Here is a 16767-nt window from a genome sequence, read left to right on the forward strand (position 1 = left end):
TATTAACGGTTTAATACAGCAAGATCAAAGCTTAAGTACCAATCGCGGATTTTAGGGAAATGATCGGTTGGCGCATCCCAATGCGTCAACATATCCGCATGGCCGTAATCATGTTTAAAGCCATTCGCCTTAGATAACAAAGTCGATTTTATCCGCTTAAAGCCACACTCACTAACCATATCTGCGACATCTTCTGGATGCCCTAACACGTTATCATTTTGCCCTGAAATGAACCAAGCAGTGGGCCAATCAGCGCGCTTTGCCGCTTTTGCATAATCAAAGCCATCGTCGTGATCACGCCAATCACCTCGCACCCAATCAATGCTCTGCACTAACGAGGCTCGGCTTTCGTTGTCCATACCGATACGCAACTTATCAGCAGCAAGATAACCTTGCCCCATCGCTAAGCCCGGCGCTAGGCGGTTCCAAAAAACATCAACCATCAACCACTTTTTAAACGACTTCACTCGAATAGTGCGCTTGCTGCCAAAAGTCAGCAGTGAGCGAACGCTTTGCTGCAAAGTAGGATAACGCGCCAGACTACTCGCCATTAACACGCCGCCCCAAGAATGGGCGCACCAATGCACTTGTGAGGGCGCGACGATTTTTTTCGCTTGAGCCATTGTTTGTTGTTGGCAGGCTGTTTGATGTAAATCGAGAATGGCTTGTTGCACTAAAGGTAGCTGCTCACGGATCACCTCCCCCTGCCCAAGGGTAAAATCACGATTAATCTTAGGCAAGCTAAGCCCTCTTCCTGCGGTATCGAGTACATATACCACAAATCCCGCTTTAGCGAGAAAACAGCCAAGACCGCGGCCACTCTGGCTATAGAACACCCGTCCATTAGACATAGCGCCATGGAGCATTAAGATAGGGGTTTTAGAAAAATCAGCCGCTGCCGGTAATAACTGGCGTAAATGCAGCTGACCATCGCGATACGGCAGATAGATTGAGGACTGTGAAAGGGTCGAAATAGCGTTTGAGGTCAGCGGAGTCAAAATAAGTCACAGGTAGTTTATCAATTTATCTAAACTACCAGCTCATTAATAAAAGACAAGAGCCATTACTCTAATCATTGCCTTAGCCTTATGCCAAAAGCATTATTCCAACTGATATCTAACGGTTTACATTTGTAAAAGGTATGGCAAAACCCGCAAATCTAAATGACGAATATTCGCATCTGCCGCCGCCGCAAGCTTAGGTTTGGCATGAAAAGCAATACCAAAATCAGCGGCCATCACCATAGGAATATCATTAGCGCCATCGCCAATAGCAACTCTCTGGCCTTTGGCTATGTTCCACTGCTCGCTACAACGTTCAACCACATCTGCTTTAAACTGCGCGTCCACCACTTTGCCCGTCACTTCTCCAGCGAGTTTTCCGTTAGTAATCACTAACTCATTCGCAAAGGCGGCATCGAGTCTTAGCAGCTGCTTTAAATGACCAACAAACGGTGTAAAGCCACCAGATGCAACAACTAAACGCCAGCCATGGGATTTGAGTTCCACTAACATAGACTCAAGCCCTTGCATCAAAGGCAAGTTAGCGCACAAGGTCGATATAATATTGGCATCGGCACCTTTAAGCTGCGCCACACGTTGACGCAGGCTCTGCTCAAAATCCAGCTCGCCTTGCATGGCGCGCTCCGTTATCGCCGCTACGCGCGCTCCTACGCCCGCCATTGCCGCTAATTCATCAATACACTCTATTTGAATTGCCGTTGAATCCATGTCCATGACCAGAAGGCCGGGATGATTCAAACGGGGTAAAGCCAACGTGATCACATGTAGCTCAGCGACAGACAGGGGAAATGCCTCGAGTTGCGCCTGTGATAAAGGGCTGACCAGTGCCAACTCAATACAATGTAAACCGACTTGGCGCTCAATATCGCTAATGCCGATAATTTGGGAGGACTGAGCCAGCAGGGCTATCCACGCCGATAAACTCGCCTGTGCTGATATATCTTGGTAGATAATCCTTAAACGTGCGGAATCTGCTGGTATCGCTGACTCCTGATAACGTTCAAACACTTGCCCTTGGCGTTCAAACCTAAGGGAATGATCAGCAGCTAACCACAAAAAAAGCGCATCTTGATTCAAGCTTTCCATCTGACTTAAATTCTCCAACTATCGGGCTTACTCAGAATCAATTATGATGAGGTAAGCGCTCTACATGTTAAGGGTCAAAGTGTTATATCTTAAAGGGCTAAAGAAAAGCCATAAAATCAGTAGGCTGATCCAAATAGCTGTGGCATTCGCCCTCATCATCGGCCTAGTGCAGCTGTGGCAAACAAGCCTACTACAAGGTCAGCTGCTTCTAAAGAGCCAAACTCAAAAGATGGCAAGATTACTGGTGCAACAAACCGCCTATGGCGCTGCGCCCGCACTACAACTACAAAATGATGAGCAGCTGCAATGGCTTGCTAGCGCTTTGGTGGAAGATCCTAAGGTGATGTCTGCCGCTATCTTCAGTGACCAAGGCATACGACTATCCTTCGCCCAAAGCATTACTAAGGATGTGATCGACCCTGACTCCGAAGAAATGAATTTGCTGCTCAGCAAATACCCTCCTTATGTGGAGCCTGTGCTGCAAGAGGGTAAAAACTTAGGCTATGTCGAAGTTAGGCTGGATACCAAATTATTTTTCAACGAAATCAAAGAAGCTCATAATTTAAACATGGAGCAGCAACAAATTATGCTGCTCGTTGCAGGCTTGATTGGTATGTTGCTTTCACGCTCATTATCTTTCAAACGCGCCGACTTCGATCGCCGCCGCACCCGCGTAAAGTTACGTAAAACGCCGAAAAAAGCAAAGAAATCGAAGAAAAAAACCGTAGTGAAAGAGCCTACTGAAAAAACCACTGATGAAGCGGCGCAAGTGTCAACCGAGGGTCAGCCCATAGCAGCAAAAGCCGCTGAGCATACTGAAACGCCAAAAGCTGTAATAGATGCTGTAGATGAGATAAACGTACAAAAAAAGGCGACTAAAGCGTCAACAAAAGCACAAACGGCACAAACGAGTGCCCAAGTTGAAAACGCCAATGATGATGCGAGTCAAGCAGCCCCCATCAAAGCAAAACCTAAAGTGAAAACGGTCCGCCGCATAACCCATGCAGCGAAAGCTAACGTAGAAGCTAAAGCTTCAATAAAGCCCAACGATATCGACACCGACCCAACGGGTTAAGCGCTAAATAACCCAGACAAATAGATAACACGCTAAAATCGCCATAAAAAAAGGTTCGCAATGCGAACCCTTTTCTTATAGTACATTGTTACAGAGTAACAACTACCTCATAATTACAGCGTAATCGCCGCTTCTAATGTCATGATAATCATGTCATTGAATGTGGTTTGACGCTCTTCAGCAGAAGTTTTTTCACCCGTACGGATGTGATCAGATACAGTCACAACACACAGAGCACGAGCACCAAATTCATGGGCTACGCCGTACAAACCAGCCGCTTCCATTTCGACGCCGAGTACGCCCATCTTCTCCATCACGTCGAACATTTGTGGATCAGGCGTGTAAAATAAATCCGCAGAGAAAATATTACCAACGCGAACTTTAATGCCTCTGGCTTTAGCTGATTCGATAACAGCATTCATCAGTTCATAGTCAGCAATGGCAGCAAAGTCTTGGCCTTTAAAACGTAAACGGTTAACCGCTGAGTCAGTACAAGCGCCCATACCGATGATCACGTCACGTACTTTAACGTCAGTGCTAATTGCACCACAAGTACCCACACGGATCAGATTTTTAACACCGTAATCACGAATCAATTCAGTTGCATAAATAGAGCATGAAGGAATACCCATGCCAGAACCCATTACTGAAATACGCTTACCTTTATAGGTACCCGTAAAACCAAGCATGTTTCGAACATCAGTCACTTGCTCAACATTTTCTAAGAATGTTTCAGCAATATATTTTGCACGTAATGGATCGCCAGGAAACAACATAGTTTCAGCGAATGCGCCCTCTACAGCATTAATGTGTGGTGTTGCCATCGAAATAACCCCTGTTTATTTTATTAAGACTTAAGTCTTTGTTTACTGGCGGCAAATGTTAGCCGCCAAATCGAACTCAATACTAATCTTGCTTATAAAAACGATTCGCCATAGGCCATAGGCTCAAGCTTAAAATGACTCGCAATAGATTGGCCAATATCGGCAAAACTTTTACGACGACCCAAAGAGCCAGCTTTCAATCCAGCGCCAAAGGCTAATACTGGCACATATTCACGGGTGTGATCGCTACCCGGCCATGTTGGATCACAACCGTGATCCGCAGTTAAAATCAGTAAATCATCTTCACCTAATAGTGCCAGCATTTCAGGTAAACGGGCATCGAAATATTCAAGCCCCTTAGCATATCCAGCCACATCACGGCGATGACCATAATGAGAGTCAAAATCCACGAAGTTGGTAAACACGATAGTGTTATCGCCAGCAGATTTCACTTCGGCTAGCGTTGCATCAAAAAGTGCTTCGAGACCATTTGCCTTCACTTTTTTAGTGATACCGCAATATGCATAAATATCGGCAATCTTGCCCACACTCACGACTTCACCGCCCGCTTCTTTCAGCTTATCTAATACGGTTTTTGCTGGTGGCTCGAGCGAATAATCCTTACGGTTGCCAGTACGAGCAAAGTCACTTGGGCCAGTACCATCAAATGGGCGGGCAATGACGCGACCTATATTATAAGGCTCTAACTCTTCACGGGTAATTTCGCATAAACGGTAAAGATTTTCTAAACCGAAGGTTTCTTCATGACAGGCGATTTGGAATACTGAATCGGCTGAGGTATAGAAAATAGGCATGCCAGAGCGCATATGCTCTTCGCCTAACTCTTCTAAAATGGTTGTACCAGAGGCATGACAATTACCTAAGAAACCCTCTAGACCCGCACGGGCTAAAATCTTATCCGTCAGCTCTTTAGGGAAAGAATTTTGGTGCTCGCTAAAGTAGCCCCATTCGAATAGTACGGGTACACCCGCCATTTCCCAGTGACCGCTCGGGGTATCTTTACCTGAACTTAATTCCTGCGCATGACCATAAGCACCAATCAGTTCAACATTGTCGCCAAAACCTGGGGCAAAGGCACCCGTACTTTCCATCGCGGCATGGCCTAGGCCTAAGCGCGATAAATGAGGTAATTTAAGTGGACCTTCGCGGCCAATATCAGCTTTGCCTTCAGCACAGGCCTTGGCAATATGACCAAAAGTATCGGAACCGACATCACCAAAGCTTGCTGCATCTGCAGAAGCACCGACTCCAAAGGAGTCCAACATCATAATAATGGTACGTTTCATAATCTTTCCTTAAAGATCCGATGCACGAATATAGGCATAGATCTCAGGTGTTTTTTCTGGAGCGGTTTCACCAATGTGAATCGCTTTTTTCACCGCTGCTTCTGCTTCAGCGAAGGCGGCTTCAGACTGTGCGTGGATAACCGCAATCGGAGTCGATGAATCCACTTTATCGCCTAAGGCGCACACTTGGGTTAACCCAACACTATAATCGAGTGCATCACCAGGCTTACGGCGGCCACCACCTAAGGTCACCACAGCTAAACCAAGCTCGCGAGTATCCATGCTATGGGCATAACCTTGTATATCAGCAAAAACAGGACGAATGATTTGTGACTGAGGCAGGTATTTACTGTAGTTTTCAACAAAATCGACCGGTCCGCCCAGACCCGATATCATCTTGCCAAAAATTTCAGCTGCGCGGCCATTATCGAGTACACGATTTAATTTAGCGCGAGCGTCAGCTTCATTACTTGCAAGACCGCCAAGCAGCAACATTTCAGCGCAAAGGCCCATAGTGACTTCATACAAGCGTGGATTACGGTAAACCCCCGTTAAAAAGTCGATGGCTTCTTTCACCTCAACGGCATTACCAGCACAAGATGCAAGCACTTGATTCATATCAGTAAGCAAAGCTGTCGTTTTAGTACCCGCGCCATTAGCAACGGCGGCGATACTGCGAGCTAATTCTTCAGATGCCTCATAGGTCGGCATGAAAGCCCCGCTGCCGACTTTTACATCCATCGCCAGTGCGTCTAAATTACAAGCTAATTTCTTAGACAGAATCGATGCTGTGATGAGGGAGATAGATTCAACAGTGGCAGTATTATCGCGGATAGAATAGAAGCGTTTATCAGCAGGCACTAGATCGCCCGTTTGACCAATAATGGCCACACCGACCTCTTTAACCACTTTGCGGAACAACTCACTTGAAGGCTCAGTTTGATAGCCGGGAATAGCATCAAACTTATCTAAAGTCCCGCCCGTATGACCTAGACCACGCCCAGAAATCATCGGCACATAGCCACCACAAGCCGCAGCCATGGGGCCAAGCATCAGGCTAATCACATCACCCACACCGCCTGTGCTGTGCTTATCGATAACAGGGCCGTTGAGCCCTAATGATTGCCAATTAAGCACAGTGCCAGAATCACGCATTGCAGTTGTTAAAGCGATTCTTTCATCCATATTCATGTCATTAAAGTACACTGCCATGCCTAGTGCGGCAATCTGACCTTCTGACACGGTATTGGTAGTGATACCTTGAACAAAGAACTGGATTTCTTCAGAACTTAGCGCTAAACCATTACGTTTTTTACGAATAATCTCTTGAGCTAGAAACATGATACTGCCTCCAAGATAGGCACCAGCAATAGGATTACCAGTGCTTATCTTTGCAATGAAACATCAAAACGGTAGTAATGTTACAAGTTGATACTATCGAAGTTTTGAGTTCGTCAAATAGATTTAGGTCACACTTAATTAGATTCGCTTTACGCTGATAGTATTAATCAGCGCAATATACGATTAATAGCCTTGAGTTGGCTTAGGTGCATCGGCTAATTCTAAGGTATTTAACAAGCTATTAAGTAAGCTTGATGCGCCGAATCTAAAGGTACGTGGAGTGATCCAATCAGCACCTAAAATACGTTCCGCAACACCCAAAAACTCTGCCGCTTGCGCCGCATCACGAACACCACCAGCAGGCTTAAATCCTACTTGGGTATTCTTCTCGCTGATCACGGTCAACATAATTTCAGCCGCTTCAAGCGTGGCATTTACAGGCACTTTGCCGGTAGAGGTTTTAATGAAATCCGCACCCGCATCGATTGATAGTTCAGATGCACGACGGATAAGCGCAGGATCGGCTAACACGCCAGATTCGATAATGACTTTAAGTAACACTTCACCACAGGCTTCTTTACAGGCTTTAACGAGTTCAAATCCAACTGTTTCATTGCCTTCCATCAGCGCGCGATAAGGGAATACCACGTCAACCTCGTCAGCGCCATAGGCGACTGCTGCGCGAGTTTCTAGCACTGCAATAGCGATATCATCGTTACCATGGGGGAAGTTGGTCACAGTCGCGATTTGGATATCTTCAGCACCGAGCTCATCTAAGGTTTTACGTGCAATGGGGATAAAGCGAGGATAAATACAAATAGCCGCAGTATTGCCAGCAGGTGTTTTCGCTTTGTGGCATAGGTCGATGACTTTTTGATCGGTATCGTCATCATTCAACGTCGTTAAGTCCATTAACTCAATGGCGCGTTGTGCTGTTTTTTTTAAATCAGTCATAATTGCTCTCCAAAATAAAAATAAAATGAATAGAAATGAGTTGCACAAAAGCAACGCTTAAGAGGTGGCATTATTTGATTATTGTTATATGGCCGAGCCTTCAGGCGGTGCCGAGTAATTTGCTGTTACAAACTATCTTGTTGTAGGTATTCAATCTTGCCTAACCCCTAAGAGTATAAGCATCCTGACACTTAAATAACATATAAGTGACCACGACTTGAATCCTTGAAGACCGGAAGAGAGGATACGAATAAAGTCTTGTTCCTACTTTTCCGCGAAAAATCCGTTTTAGCGCGAGAAAAACATAAACCTTTATATAAACACATTTTTTAGGGTAATAAGTTTAGATAAAGACTCAGGGTAAAACAAAAATGGAGCCGCATAATGCGGCTCCAACAAGCAAGGATTACAAGAGATTAGAACTTGTAAGTTGCTGACAGGTAGTGCGCCCAACCTGTTGATTCTAAAGCTAGCGCACCAGCACCATCTTCTAACAGGTATACGTCTTTGTAGCCTTTCAAGCCATAACCGACAGCATAACGATCTGAGTGCCAGTATAGGCCAAAGAATACGTTACCACCGTTAGTTGTTTTTGGTACGAAAGCAGTTGTGTCTTCGTCGGCACCGAATTGATAATCAACGTAACCTTGGAATGACAGGAAGCTCTTGTTATCAAAGAAATGGAAGGGTTTAAACCAGTTAGCAGAGAACTGATATCCATTCCACTCTTTTGCATTCATGTCGTAGAAACCGTACAGGTTCATACCTGTTTTGCCCAACCAAGGCACGTTTACGTCAGCGCCTACACCCCAGAACGTAGAGTTAACGCCAGAGCCATCATTATCGTTAATTAATCCATCCCAGTTGAACAGAGTAGAGAAATAAACTTCTTGGATTGGACCAAAAGATAAATCTTTACCAGTCACTGCATCAATAGAAACACGTGGTGCAAACTTCATGAACAATTTGCTTTTGCCAGTGCCTGGATTTTTATCACCATTGCTTGATGTTTCGTTGGCCAAGTTGAATACATCAACATAGCCATATAGATCGAATACGCCAGAACGACCGCCAAATTCCATTTCTAAATAGTTATGCTGATCGCCTGATGCTGGGTTCTCTGGCTTTTCACCAATAGAGTACATAGCATTGAATTGCATCCACTTATAATCAGTACCGTGAAGATCTGTACGATCAGCAGCAAATGCGTTGCCAGAGATTGCAGCTACGGCAGTAGCGGCTAAAGCTAAAGTTTTAACGTTTTTCATCATCAACCCCATTTATCTTATTTACTACCATCAAGGGTAGCGTTCTTTTTGTGGCGTCTGCATTTTACCTAAATTAAAGAAAACCTCAATAATCTAGCGCAAAATCACAAACACAAAATTCTTAATTGTGAACAAAGTCGCGACTTTTAAATAATGATTAATTAACTTAATCGAGTCATCACAACATTTAACACAGAATAACAGCGTCATTGCAGTGCTATTCTGTTTGCTTCAATTGGAGAAATATTCACTACTGGAAAATGGTTGAATTAACTTAGGTCCTGACCATGCAGGGCAGGACCTAGTTAGTGGGTATTACCCCAAGTCTGTCTTAAATTAGGCTTAAGAACAGACCGGCAATTGTTGCACTCATTAAGTTAGCAAGAGAGCCGGCGATAACCGCACGGATGCCCATTCTCGCTAAATCATGACGACGATTAGGAGCCATTGCACCTAAACCACCAAGCAGAATCGCAATTGAAGATAAGTTAGCAAAGCCACACAGTGCAAACGAAATAATCGCTTGAGTTCTATGGGACATCACAGCCTGTGTCTCAGCAACACATAACGGCAGACCTTTAACGACATCAGCAGCAACCGCTGTACAAGCCGTTGCAGCATCAGAAATGTAAGGTGCAAAGTTCAAGTAGGCAACGAATTCGTTAATAACGATTTTTTGACCAATGAAAGAACCGGCAACTAATGCTTCGTTCCATGGCACACCGATTAGGAATGCTAAAGGCATAAACACATAGCCAAGGATCAATTCTAGTGTCAATTGTGGGAAACCTACCCAGCCACCGATACCACCAATGATGCCGTTGATCATTGCAATTAAACCAACGAAGGCTAACAACATAGCACCAACGTTAAGCGCTAAATGCATACCAGATGAAGCACCGGCTGCAGCTGCGTCTAACACGTTTGCTGGTTTATCAGGATCTTCTGGTAAATCGCTCATGTCATTTTTAGCAACTTCAGTCTCAGGGTGCATCAGTTTAGCCATTAATAGGCCACCTGGTGCTGCCATGAATGAAGCGGCAACTAAGTATTCGATAGGAACGCCCATCTGTGCGTAACCAGCTAAAACTGAACCCGCGATTGATGCCAAACCACCCACCATGATCGCAAATAATTCAGATTGCGTCATTGTAGGAATGAATGGGCGAACCACTAGTGGAGCTTCAGTTTGACCGACGAAGATGTTAGCTGTTGCTGACATAGATTCAGTACGGCTTGTACCTAATGCCTTTTGTAAACCACCACCGATAATACGGATGATCCACTGCATAACACCTAAATAGTAGAGAACCGCAATCAAAGAAGAGAAGAACACGATAACTGGCAATACGTTAACAGCGAAGATAAAGCCAAGTTTGAAGTTAGCTAAATCGCCGAACAGGAAGCCAATACCGCTTTGTGCGTAACCAATCACGCTAGATACAGCATCAGACACACTTTTCAGAATGTCTTTACCAATTGGAACATACAATACAAAACCACCGAAGGCAGCCTGAATGGCTAACGCGCCACCCACTGTACGCACATTAATTGCTTTTTTGTTATTTGATAGGAGGAAACCTATCAAAAGCAGGGTGACCACCCCTACTAAACTCATTAATATATTCATTAACCATCACCCTATTGTTAACACTTTTTAATTATGTTGTTAATCAACCTATTTCCGAGTCAGATTATACCCGAGGCAAAGTCGAAAATCGTCGTTTTGATCATATTTTTGGAGTTTAATTTCAACCGCTTAGTACTCCCCCCAAGTGCGATCGACACCTGTTTATTTAAAAACTACTAAAGGTCAAACAGTTGCACTGAATTTGACATCAAGTGTTCTGATATTAGAACACTTGTTTTTTTTTGCAAAGTTGCAATTTTGTCTATAAATAGTACAAGGTTAGCGGGTTGATTACGTTTTTCAATTACATTTATCGGTGTCATTGCGGGAGAATCAGTCTCAAGTATGAAGCTATCGAGAGGTAGATCACATACGGTTTTGAGCAATTTTTTGGCATTAGGATTCATGATCAAGCCGCCAATACCTAACTTAAAACCTCGTTTAACATACTCAAGTGCGATTTCTGTACTACCAGAAAAAGCATGTATCACACCGCCTCTAGGTAATGGATGCTTTTTTAAACAGGCTAAAACCTCAGCATGGGCTTTTACACTATGGATGATAACCGGTAAGTTGACTGACTGGGCAAGTTGAAGTTGCGCCTCAAAAAAAGCTAATTGTCTTGGCCAAGTTGAAACATGAAGCTTATCTAAGCCACATTCACCAATAGCAACAAAACGAGGACATTCGAGCAACGCCGACACTTGGGATGTTAATGCAAAGATACTTGCATCAACATCTTCTGGGCAGAACCAAGGATGTATGCCCAGTGCGTAATAAAATTGGTATTGTTTTGCGACTGCGAGTTGTTTTTGCCAATGGCTAGGTGATACGCCAGGGATGATTAAATTATCAATACCGACATTGTGCATTCGCTGCACAACATCATTGCGGTCAGCATCAAATTCCGTAAAATCGATATGCGCGTGGGTATCTATCATAGACATATCTCACTCGGATGGCGTTTTACCGCTCGAATGCGCTTTGCAGAGCGGAGTGCTTTGAGCCTGTGCAGTAATTTTAGGAGATTTAATCACTAGTGGTGGATCTTCAAGACGCGGCATACAACAACGACGATTTTCAGGCGTGAGTCCCATATGGTCACACCACTGAATATAAGCTCGCCATGCTTTAACAACCCAATTGGCCATAAGAGTGTCCAGTGTAGTCAATCAGATACAAAAATGGCGGTAAATTACCGCCATTTCACCAACCACAACAAATCAAAGAGATTAATGTTCGCGGGTTTTAGTAAACTCTATATCAGGGTAACGTTCCATAGCGAGGTTCAAATTCACCATCGTTGGCGCAATGTACGTTAAATTATCGCCACCATCGAGTGCTAAATTTTGGCTACACTTACGGCGGAACTCTTCAAGTTTACGCTCATCTTTACAGTAAACCCAACGTGCAGTTGAAACGCTAATGCCCTCGTAAATCGCCTCGACATTATATTCACTTTTTAAACGTCCTACGACCACTTCAAACTGTAGTACACCCACGGCGCCGACAATTAAATCGTTGGTATCGAGCGGACGGAATACCTGCACCGCACCTTCTTCTGATAACTGCATTAATCCTTTGAGCAATTGTTTTTGCTTAAGAGGATCGCCTAGGCGAATACGGCGGAACATTTCAGGGGCAAAGTTAGGTACACCAGTGAAGCGAAACTTTTCACCTTGAGTAAACGTATCACCAATACGGATCGTGCCATGGTTATGCAGGCCTATGATGTCACCAGGATAAGCCTCTTCAGCTCGTTCGCGATCGCCCGCCATAAAGGTTAACGCATCACTGATGCTGACATCCTTACCAATACGTACGTGGTGCATTTTCATGCCCTGCTCGTAGCGGCCTGAACACACTCGCATAAAGGCGACACGGTCACGATGTTTTGGATCCATGTTTGCTTGGATTTTGAACACGAAACCAGTGAATTTTTCTTCGTCAGGCATCACCTTACGTACATCACTGTCACGCGGTAATGGCTTAGGAGCCCATTCCACAATCCCATCGAGAATATGATCCACACCAAAGTTACCCAAAGCGGTACCAAAAAATACTGGCGTCAGCTTACCTTGAAGAAAAGCATCATGATCAAATTCATGTGATGCACCGCGCACTAATTCCATCTCATTACGCAGATCAACGGCATAACTGCCAAGAACCTTATCCAGTTCAGGATTATTAATGCCTGCAATCACGCGGCGTTCTTGGATGGTATGGCCCATACCACCTTGATACAACACCACTTCATCACGCAGTATGTGGTAAATACCTTTAAATTCTTTACCGCTGCCAATAGGCCAAGTAATCGGTGCACAGGCTATTTTAAGTACATGTTCGACTTCATCCATCAAATCAATAGGATCACGGATATCACGGTCGAGTTTGTTCATAAAAGTCACAATCGGCGTATCACGCAGACGAGTCACTTCCATCAACTTGATAGTACGATCTTCCACACCCTTCGCAGAATCTATCACCATAAGGCAAGAGTCAACGGCAGTCAGAGTACGATAGGTATCTTCAGAGAAGTCTTCGTGGCCAGGCGTGTCGAGTAGGTTAACGAGGGCGCCACCATAGGGAAATTGCATTACGGACGTCGTGATAGAAATACCACGGTCCTTCTCCATTTCCATCCAATCAGACTTAGCGTGCTGACCCGATTTTTTGCCTTTAACGGTACCCGCCTTTTGCAAAGCGTTGCCGAATAACAGCACTTTTTCGGTAATGGTTGTTTTACCCGCGTCGGGGTGCGATATGATCGCGAAGGTGCGACGTTTATCGACCTCTACTTTATTGCCTGACATGTTAACCTATGCACTAGTATCGCTAAAAAGGCGCAAATTATAGCGCCTCAGTTCAAGCTTGGCTAGGCAAAGCCCGAGATGAGCTCGGGCGAAAGAGGGTTATTTTGTAGCTTCGAGCAAATCTTTGACTTTAGCTAGCTCAATTCGCGCGTATCGGTGTTCAACAAAATCATGGATATTGGTTGCCAACGCCAGACGGAAATAGTTGGCAGCATCTTGGTATTGCTTCATCTCTATCGACATTTTAGCGAGATAAAAATAAGCCTCACATAAACGTTCAGCATATTCTTTAGGATGGGTAAGCCCTTCCTTAGCCGCCGTAAACACCTGTTCACGGCTTTTTTGACCTAAATAATAATCAACAATTACGCTAGACCAAGCATCGTTATCTAAATTCTGGCGATGCGCCATAAGTTGTTGTTTAGCCTCAACTGCATCATCTTTTGATGCGATTAAATACAACCATAATGCGCGATAACCGTCGGTATTATCGCCTGCATAAAATGCTTGCATATCTTTAGTGGCTAAATCATTACGACCACCATAATACAAGGCAATGCCACGATTTAAATAAGCATAATCATAATTAGGCGCGAGCTCTAATACGCCATCGAACGCTTCATAGGCACTGTCATACTCGCCTTCTTGAGTGTAATAAATCCCAAGAAAATTATAGGCGTCGGCGAGATCAGGTTGCAGTTTCAGCGCTTGAATAAAATCAATCCGTGCAAGCAGCCTTAAACCCACACTGTCGTAGATCACACCGCGATCGTAGTGAAACCTTGCTCTTTGTTCGTTACTTAATTCGACCGCAGACAAAATCTCATTAAGCTTAGCTAACGTGACTTCCACTTTATAGTCTGGCATCACAGGGGCTATAACCAATTTACCTTCAACATCATTTTGGTTATCTAAAGGAGACTGGGTGGTAGCGCATCCGGCTAACAATAGACTGGCGCCCGCCAGCACAGCAACGACAGCGGTTCTAATTTTAAGACTCATCCATTTCTACCTTTTTAGATTCCCAACATACGCAGAAGAATGTTCATGATAGCAATCCCATCACAGGACTGCTATTGGGGAATTGAGATTAATACTGAGTTTCTGAATATCAAAAACAAAAAAGGAGATCATTCGATCTCCTTTTTATGCAATCACTTAAAAAGTATCTGCTGATAATAAGTCAAAGAATGACTATTCAGCGGCTTCTTTAGTTTGTGCTTCTTTGATTGATAGACGTACGCGACCTTGACGATCCACTTCCATAACCTTAACGGCTACATCTTGGTTCAATACAAGATGATCAGACACGTTAGCTACACGCTCATCACTGATTTGTGAAATGTGCACTAAACCGTCTTTGCCTGGCAGAATGTTAATGAAGGCACCGAAATCAACGATACGGATAACCTTACCCGCGTAGATACGACCTACTTCAACTTCTGAAGTGATTTCTTCAATACGACGAATCGCTTCTTTCGTTGCTTCGCCATTTGAAGATGCGATCTTCACAGTACCATCATCTTCCAGTTCAATCGTAGTGCCTGTTTCTTCAGTTAAAGCACGAATAACTGCGCCGCCTTTACCGATAACGTCACGGATTTTTTCTGGGTTGATCTTGATAATGGTAATACGTGGAGCATGATCAGAAATATCATCACGGTGTGAACCAATCGCTTGATCCATCACGTTCAGGATATGCACACGTGCGCCATAGGCTTGTTGCAGTGCGATTTCCATGATTTCTTTAGTGATACCTTCAATCTTGATATCCATCTGCAGTGCAGTAATACCACCACGAGTACCGGCTACTTTAAAGTCCATGTCACCTAAATGATCTTCATCACCTAAGATGTCAGAAAGAACAACAAAATCATCGCCCTCTTTTACTAGACCCATAGCAATACCGGCTACAGACGTTTTGATTGGTACGCCCGCATCCATCAGTGCAAGTGAAGTACCGCATACTGATGCCATAGAGCTTGAACCGTTAGATTCAGTGATTTCAGATACAACGCGCACACTGTATGGGAATTCGGCTGCTGAAGGCATAACGGCTTTCATACCGCGCCAAGCTAACTTACCATGACCGATTTCGCGGCGCTTAGGTGAACCCACCATGCCAGTTTCACCGACAGAGTATGGAGGGAAGTTATAGTGCAGCATGAAACGGTTAGTACGCTCGCCCATGATGCTATCAATCTTCTGTGCATCACGCTCAGTACCTAATGTACAAGTCACTAGCGCTTGAGTTTCACCACGGGTGAACAATGCACTACCATGAGTACGTGGCAATACGCCCGCTAATACACTTAAAGCGCGGATCATATCAGGTTCACGACCATCGATACGTGGCTCGCCACGGATGATGCGACCACGAACCACTTTCTTCTCTAGGCTACCCAGTAAGTTGTCTACTTCACGTAAATCAACATTGGGATTGCTCGCTAACAAAGCTTCTTTTGCTGCGGCTTTAACCACAGAAACTTGAGCATAACGATCTTGTTTAACTTGGATTTTATACGCATCACCTAAACCCGCTTCCGCAAGCACTTTGATTTGGGCAACTAAATCGGCATCTTGTACTGGTGCAGTCCAATCCCAAGTTGGTTTACCGGCTTCTGCTTTAAATTCAGCAATCGCTTTGATAACCACTTGTTGTTGATCGTGACCATAAACAACAGAACCTAACATCACTTCTTCTGGTAATGCTTGGGCTTCTGATTCCACCATTAATACTGCGCCAGCAGTACCAGCAACCACTAAATTTAGTTGGCTAGTCGCTAATTGCTCAACACTTGGGTTCAACACGTATTCGCCATCAATGTAACCCACACGTGCCGCCCCTAAAGGACCGCTAAATGGAATACCAGAAATAGCCAGTGCAGCAGAAGTACCGATCATAGAGATGATATCTGGCTCGATTTGTGGGTCGACAGATACAACAGTAATGATAACTTGAACTTCGTTTTTGAAACCATTAGGGAAAAGAGGGCGAATTGGACGGTCGATCAGACGAGCGATTAATGTCTCATCTTCTGAAGGACGGCCTTCACGCTTAAAGAAACCACCAGGGATTTTACCGGCTGCGTAGGTTTTTTCTTGATAGTTAACAGTCAGAGGGAAAAAGTCACGACCAAGATCGGCTTCTTTTTTACCGACAACAGTGACTAACACTGTTGTGTCACCCATACTGGCTAAAACGGCTGCATCAGCTTGACGCGCGATAACACCTGTTTCCAGGGTGACTGTATGTTGACCATACTCAAAACTCTTTACAATAGGATTCACGTGACCCATTCCTTAATTAATGACCTTGAATTACGCGCGTAAGTATACTGCAATTCGCGGCAATAGATAAAGGGTAGATAATGGTGACAAGGGCTTATCTTTTCACTAAAGTGGTTAAATCAACAAAGAGTTGCGCTTTAAGCTGAAATAAAAAAA

Annotated in this window: 14 protein-coding genes; 1 reads left to right on the forward strand and 13 read right to left on the reverse strand. The window is 44.4% G+C overall.

The genetic code is table 11. From position 1 onward, the window contains the following. Positions 1 to 2: 2 nt before the first annotated feature. Both L2717_RS08775 and serB read right to left on the reverse strand, forming a co-directional pair. Complete coding sequence (locus tag L2717_RS08775; RefSeq protein ID WP_220772867.1) at positions 3 to 998, reverse strand: alpha/beta fold hydrolase; 996 nt, start codon at positions 996 to 998, stop codon at positions 3 to 5. Positions 999 to 1124: 126 nt separating this feature from the next. After that, entirely contained in the window at positions 1125 to 2108 is a 984-nt protein-coding gene (gene serB / locus L2717_RS08780) for a phosphoserine phosphatase SerB (RefSeq protein WP_220772866.1), read from the reverse strand. Positions 2109 to 2172: 64 nt separating this feature from the next. On the opposite strand from serB, the gene L2717_RS08785 reads away from it, so the two are divergent. Continuing rightward, positions 2173 to 3183: a YtjB family periplasmic protein gene (locus L2717_RS08785; protein ID WP_246611728.1), complete on the forward strand. Its 1011-nt coding sequence runs from the start codon at positions 2173 to 2175 to the stop codon at positions 3181 to 3183. Between the two features lie 113 nt (positions 3184 to 3296). Here the strand turns inward: L2717_RS08785 and deoD are convergent, their stop codons facing one another. From deoD to pnp, 11 genes are all read right to left on the reverse strand, one after another. Then, entirely contained in the window at positions 3297 to 4007 is a 711-nt protein-coding gene (gene deoD / locus L2717_RS08790; protein ID WP_220772865.1) for a purine-nucleoside phosphorylase, read from the reverse strand. Between the two features lie 92 nt (positions 4008 to 4099). Further along, the gene (locus L2717_RS08795) at positions 4100 to 5314 is read right to left on the reverse strand and encodes a phosphopentomutase (RefSeq protein WP_220772864.1); all 1215 of its coding nucleotides are present in this window, start codon (positions 5312 to 5314) and stop codon (positions 4100 to 4102) included. 9 nt (positions 5315 to 5323) lie between these two features. Beyond that, positions 5324 to 6655: a thymidine phosphorylase gene (gene deoA / locus L2717_RS08800; protein WP_220772863.1), complete on the reverse strand. Its 1332-nt coding sequence runs from the start codon at positions 6653 to 6655 to the stop codon at positions 5324 to 5326. 183 nt (positions 6656 to 6838) lie between these two features. Further along, positions 6839 to 7609, reverse strand: a complete 771-nt coding sequence (gene deoC, locus L2717_RS08805) for a deoxyribose-phosphate aldolase (protein ID WP_220772862.1) — start codon at positions 7607 to 7609, stop codon at positions 6839 to 6841. Between the two features lie 416 nt (positions 7610 to 8025). Continuing rightward, on the reverse strand, positions 8026 to 8877 hold the full coding sequence (locus L2717_RS08810) for a nucleoside-specific channel-forming Tsx family protein (protein WP_220772891.1): 852 nt from the start codon (positions 8875 to 8877) through the stop codon (positions 8026 to 8028). Between the two features lie 331 nt (positions 8878 to 9208). Next, positions 9209 to 10507, reverse strand: coding sequence for a NupC/NupG family nucleoside CNT transporter (locus tag L2717_RS08815; protein ID WP_220772861.1), 1299 nt, complete (start codon positions 10505 to 10507; stop codon positions 9209 to 9211). Between the two features lie 176 nt (positions 10508 to 10683). Further along, on the reverse strand, positions 10684 to 11448 hold the full coding sequence (locus tag L2717_RS08820; RefSeq protein WP_248938029.1) for a TatD family hydrolase: 765 nt from the start codon (positions 11446 to 11448) through the stop codon (positions 10684 to 10686). A gap of 9 nt (positions 11449 to 11457) precedes the next feature. After that, positions 11458 to 11658: a DUF5363 family protein gene (locus L2717_RS08825; protein WP_220773230.1), complete on the reverse strand. Its 201-nt coding sequence runs from the start codon at positions 11656 to 11658 to the stop codon at positions 11458 to 11460. 81 nt (positions 11659 to 11739) lie between these two features. After that, entirely contained in the window at positions 11740 to 13320 is a 1581-nt protein-coding gene (gene prfC, locus L2717_RS08830; protein ID WP_220773229.1) for a peptide chain release factor 3, read from the reverse strand. A gap of 99 nt (positions 13321 to 13419) precedes the next feature. After that, positions 13420 to 14322: a lipoprotein NlpI gene (gene nlpI, locus L2717_RS08835; protein WP_220773228.1), complete on the reverse strand. Its 903-nt coding sequence runs from the start codon at positions 14320 to 14322 to the stop codon at positions 13420 to 13422. Between the two features lie 192 nt (positions 14323 to 14514). Next, the gene (pnp, locus tag L2717_RS08840; RefSeq protein ID WP_220773227.1) at positions 14515 to 16611 is read right to left on the reverse strand and encodes a polyribonucleotide nucleotidyltransferase; all 2097 of its coding nucleotides are present in this window, start codon (positions 16609 to 16611) and stop codon (positions 14515 to 14517) included. Between the last annotated feature and the right edge of the window lie 156 nt (positions 16612 to 16767).

Origin of the sequence: Shewanella glacialipiscicola (genome assembly GCF_023283485.1) — a bacterium.
Classification (GTDB): Bacteria; Pseudomonadota; Gammaproteobacteria; order Enterobacterales; family Shewanellaceae; genus Shewanella; species Shewanella glacialipiscicola.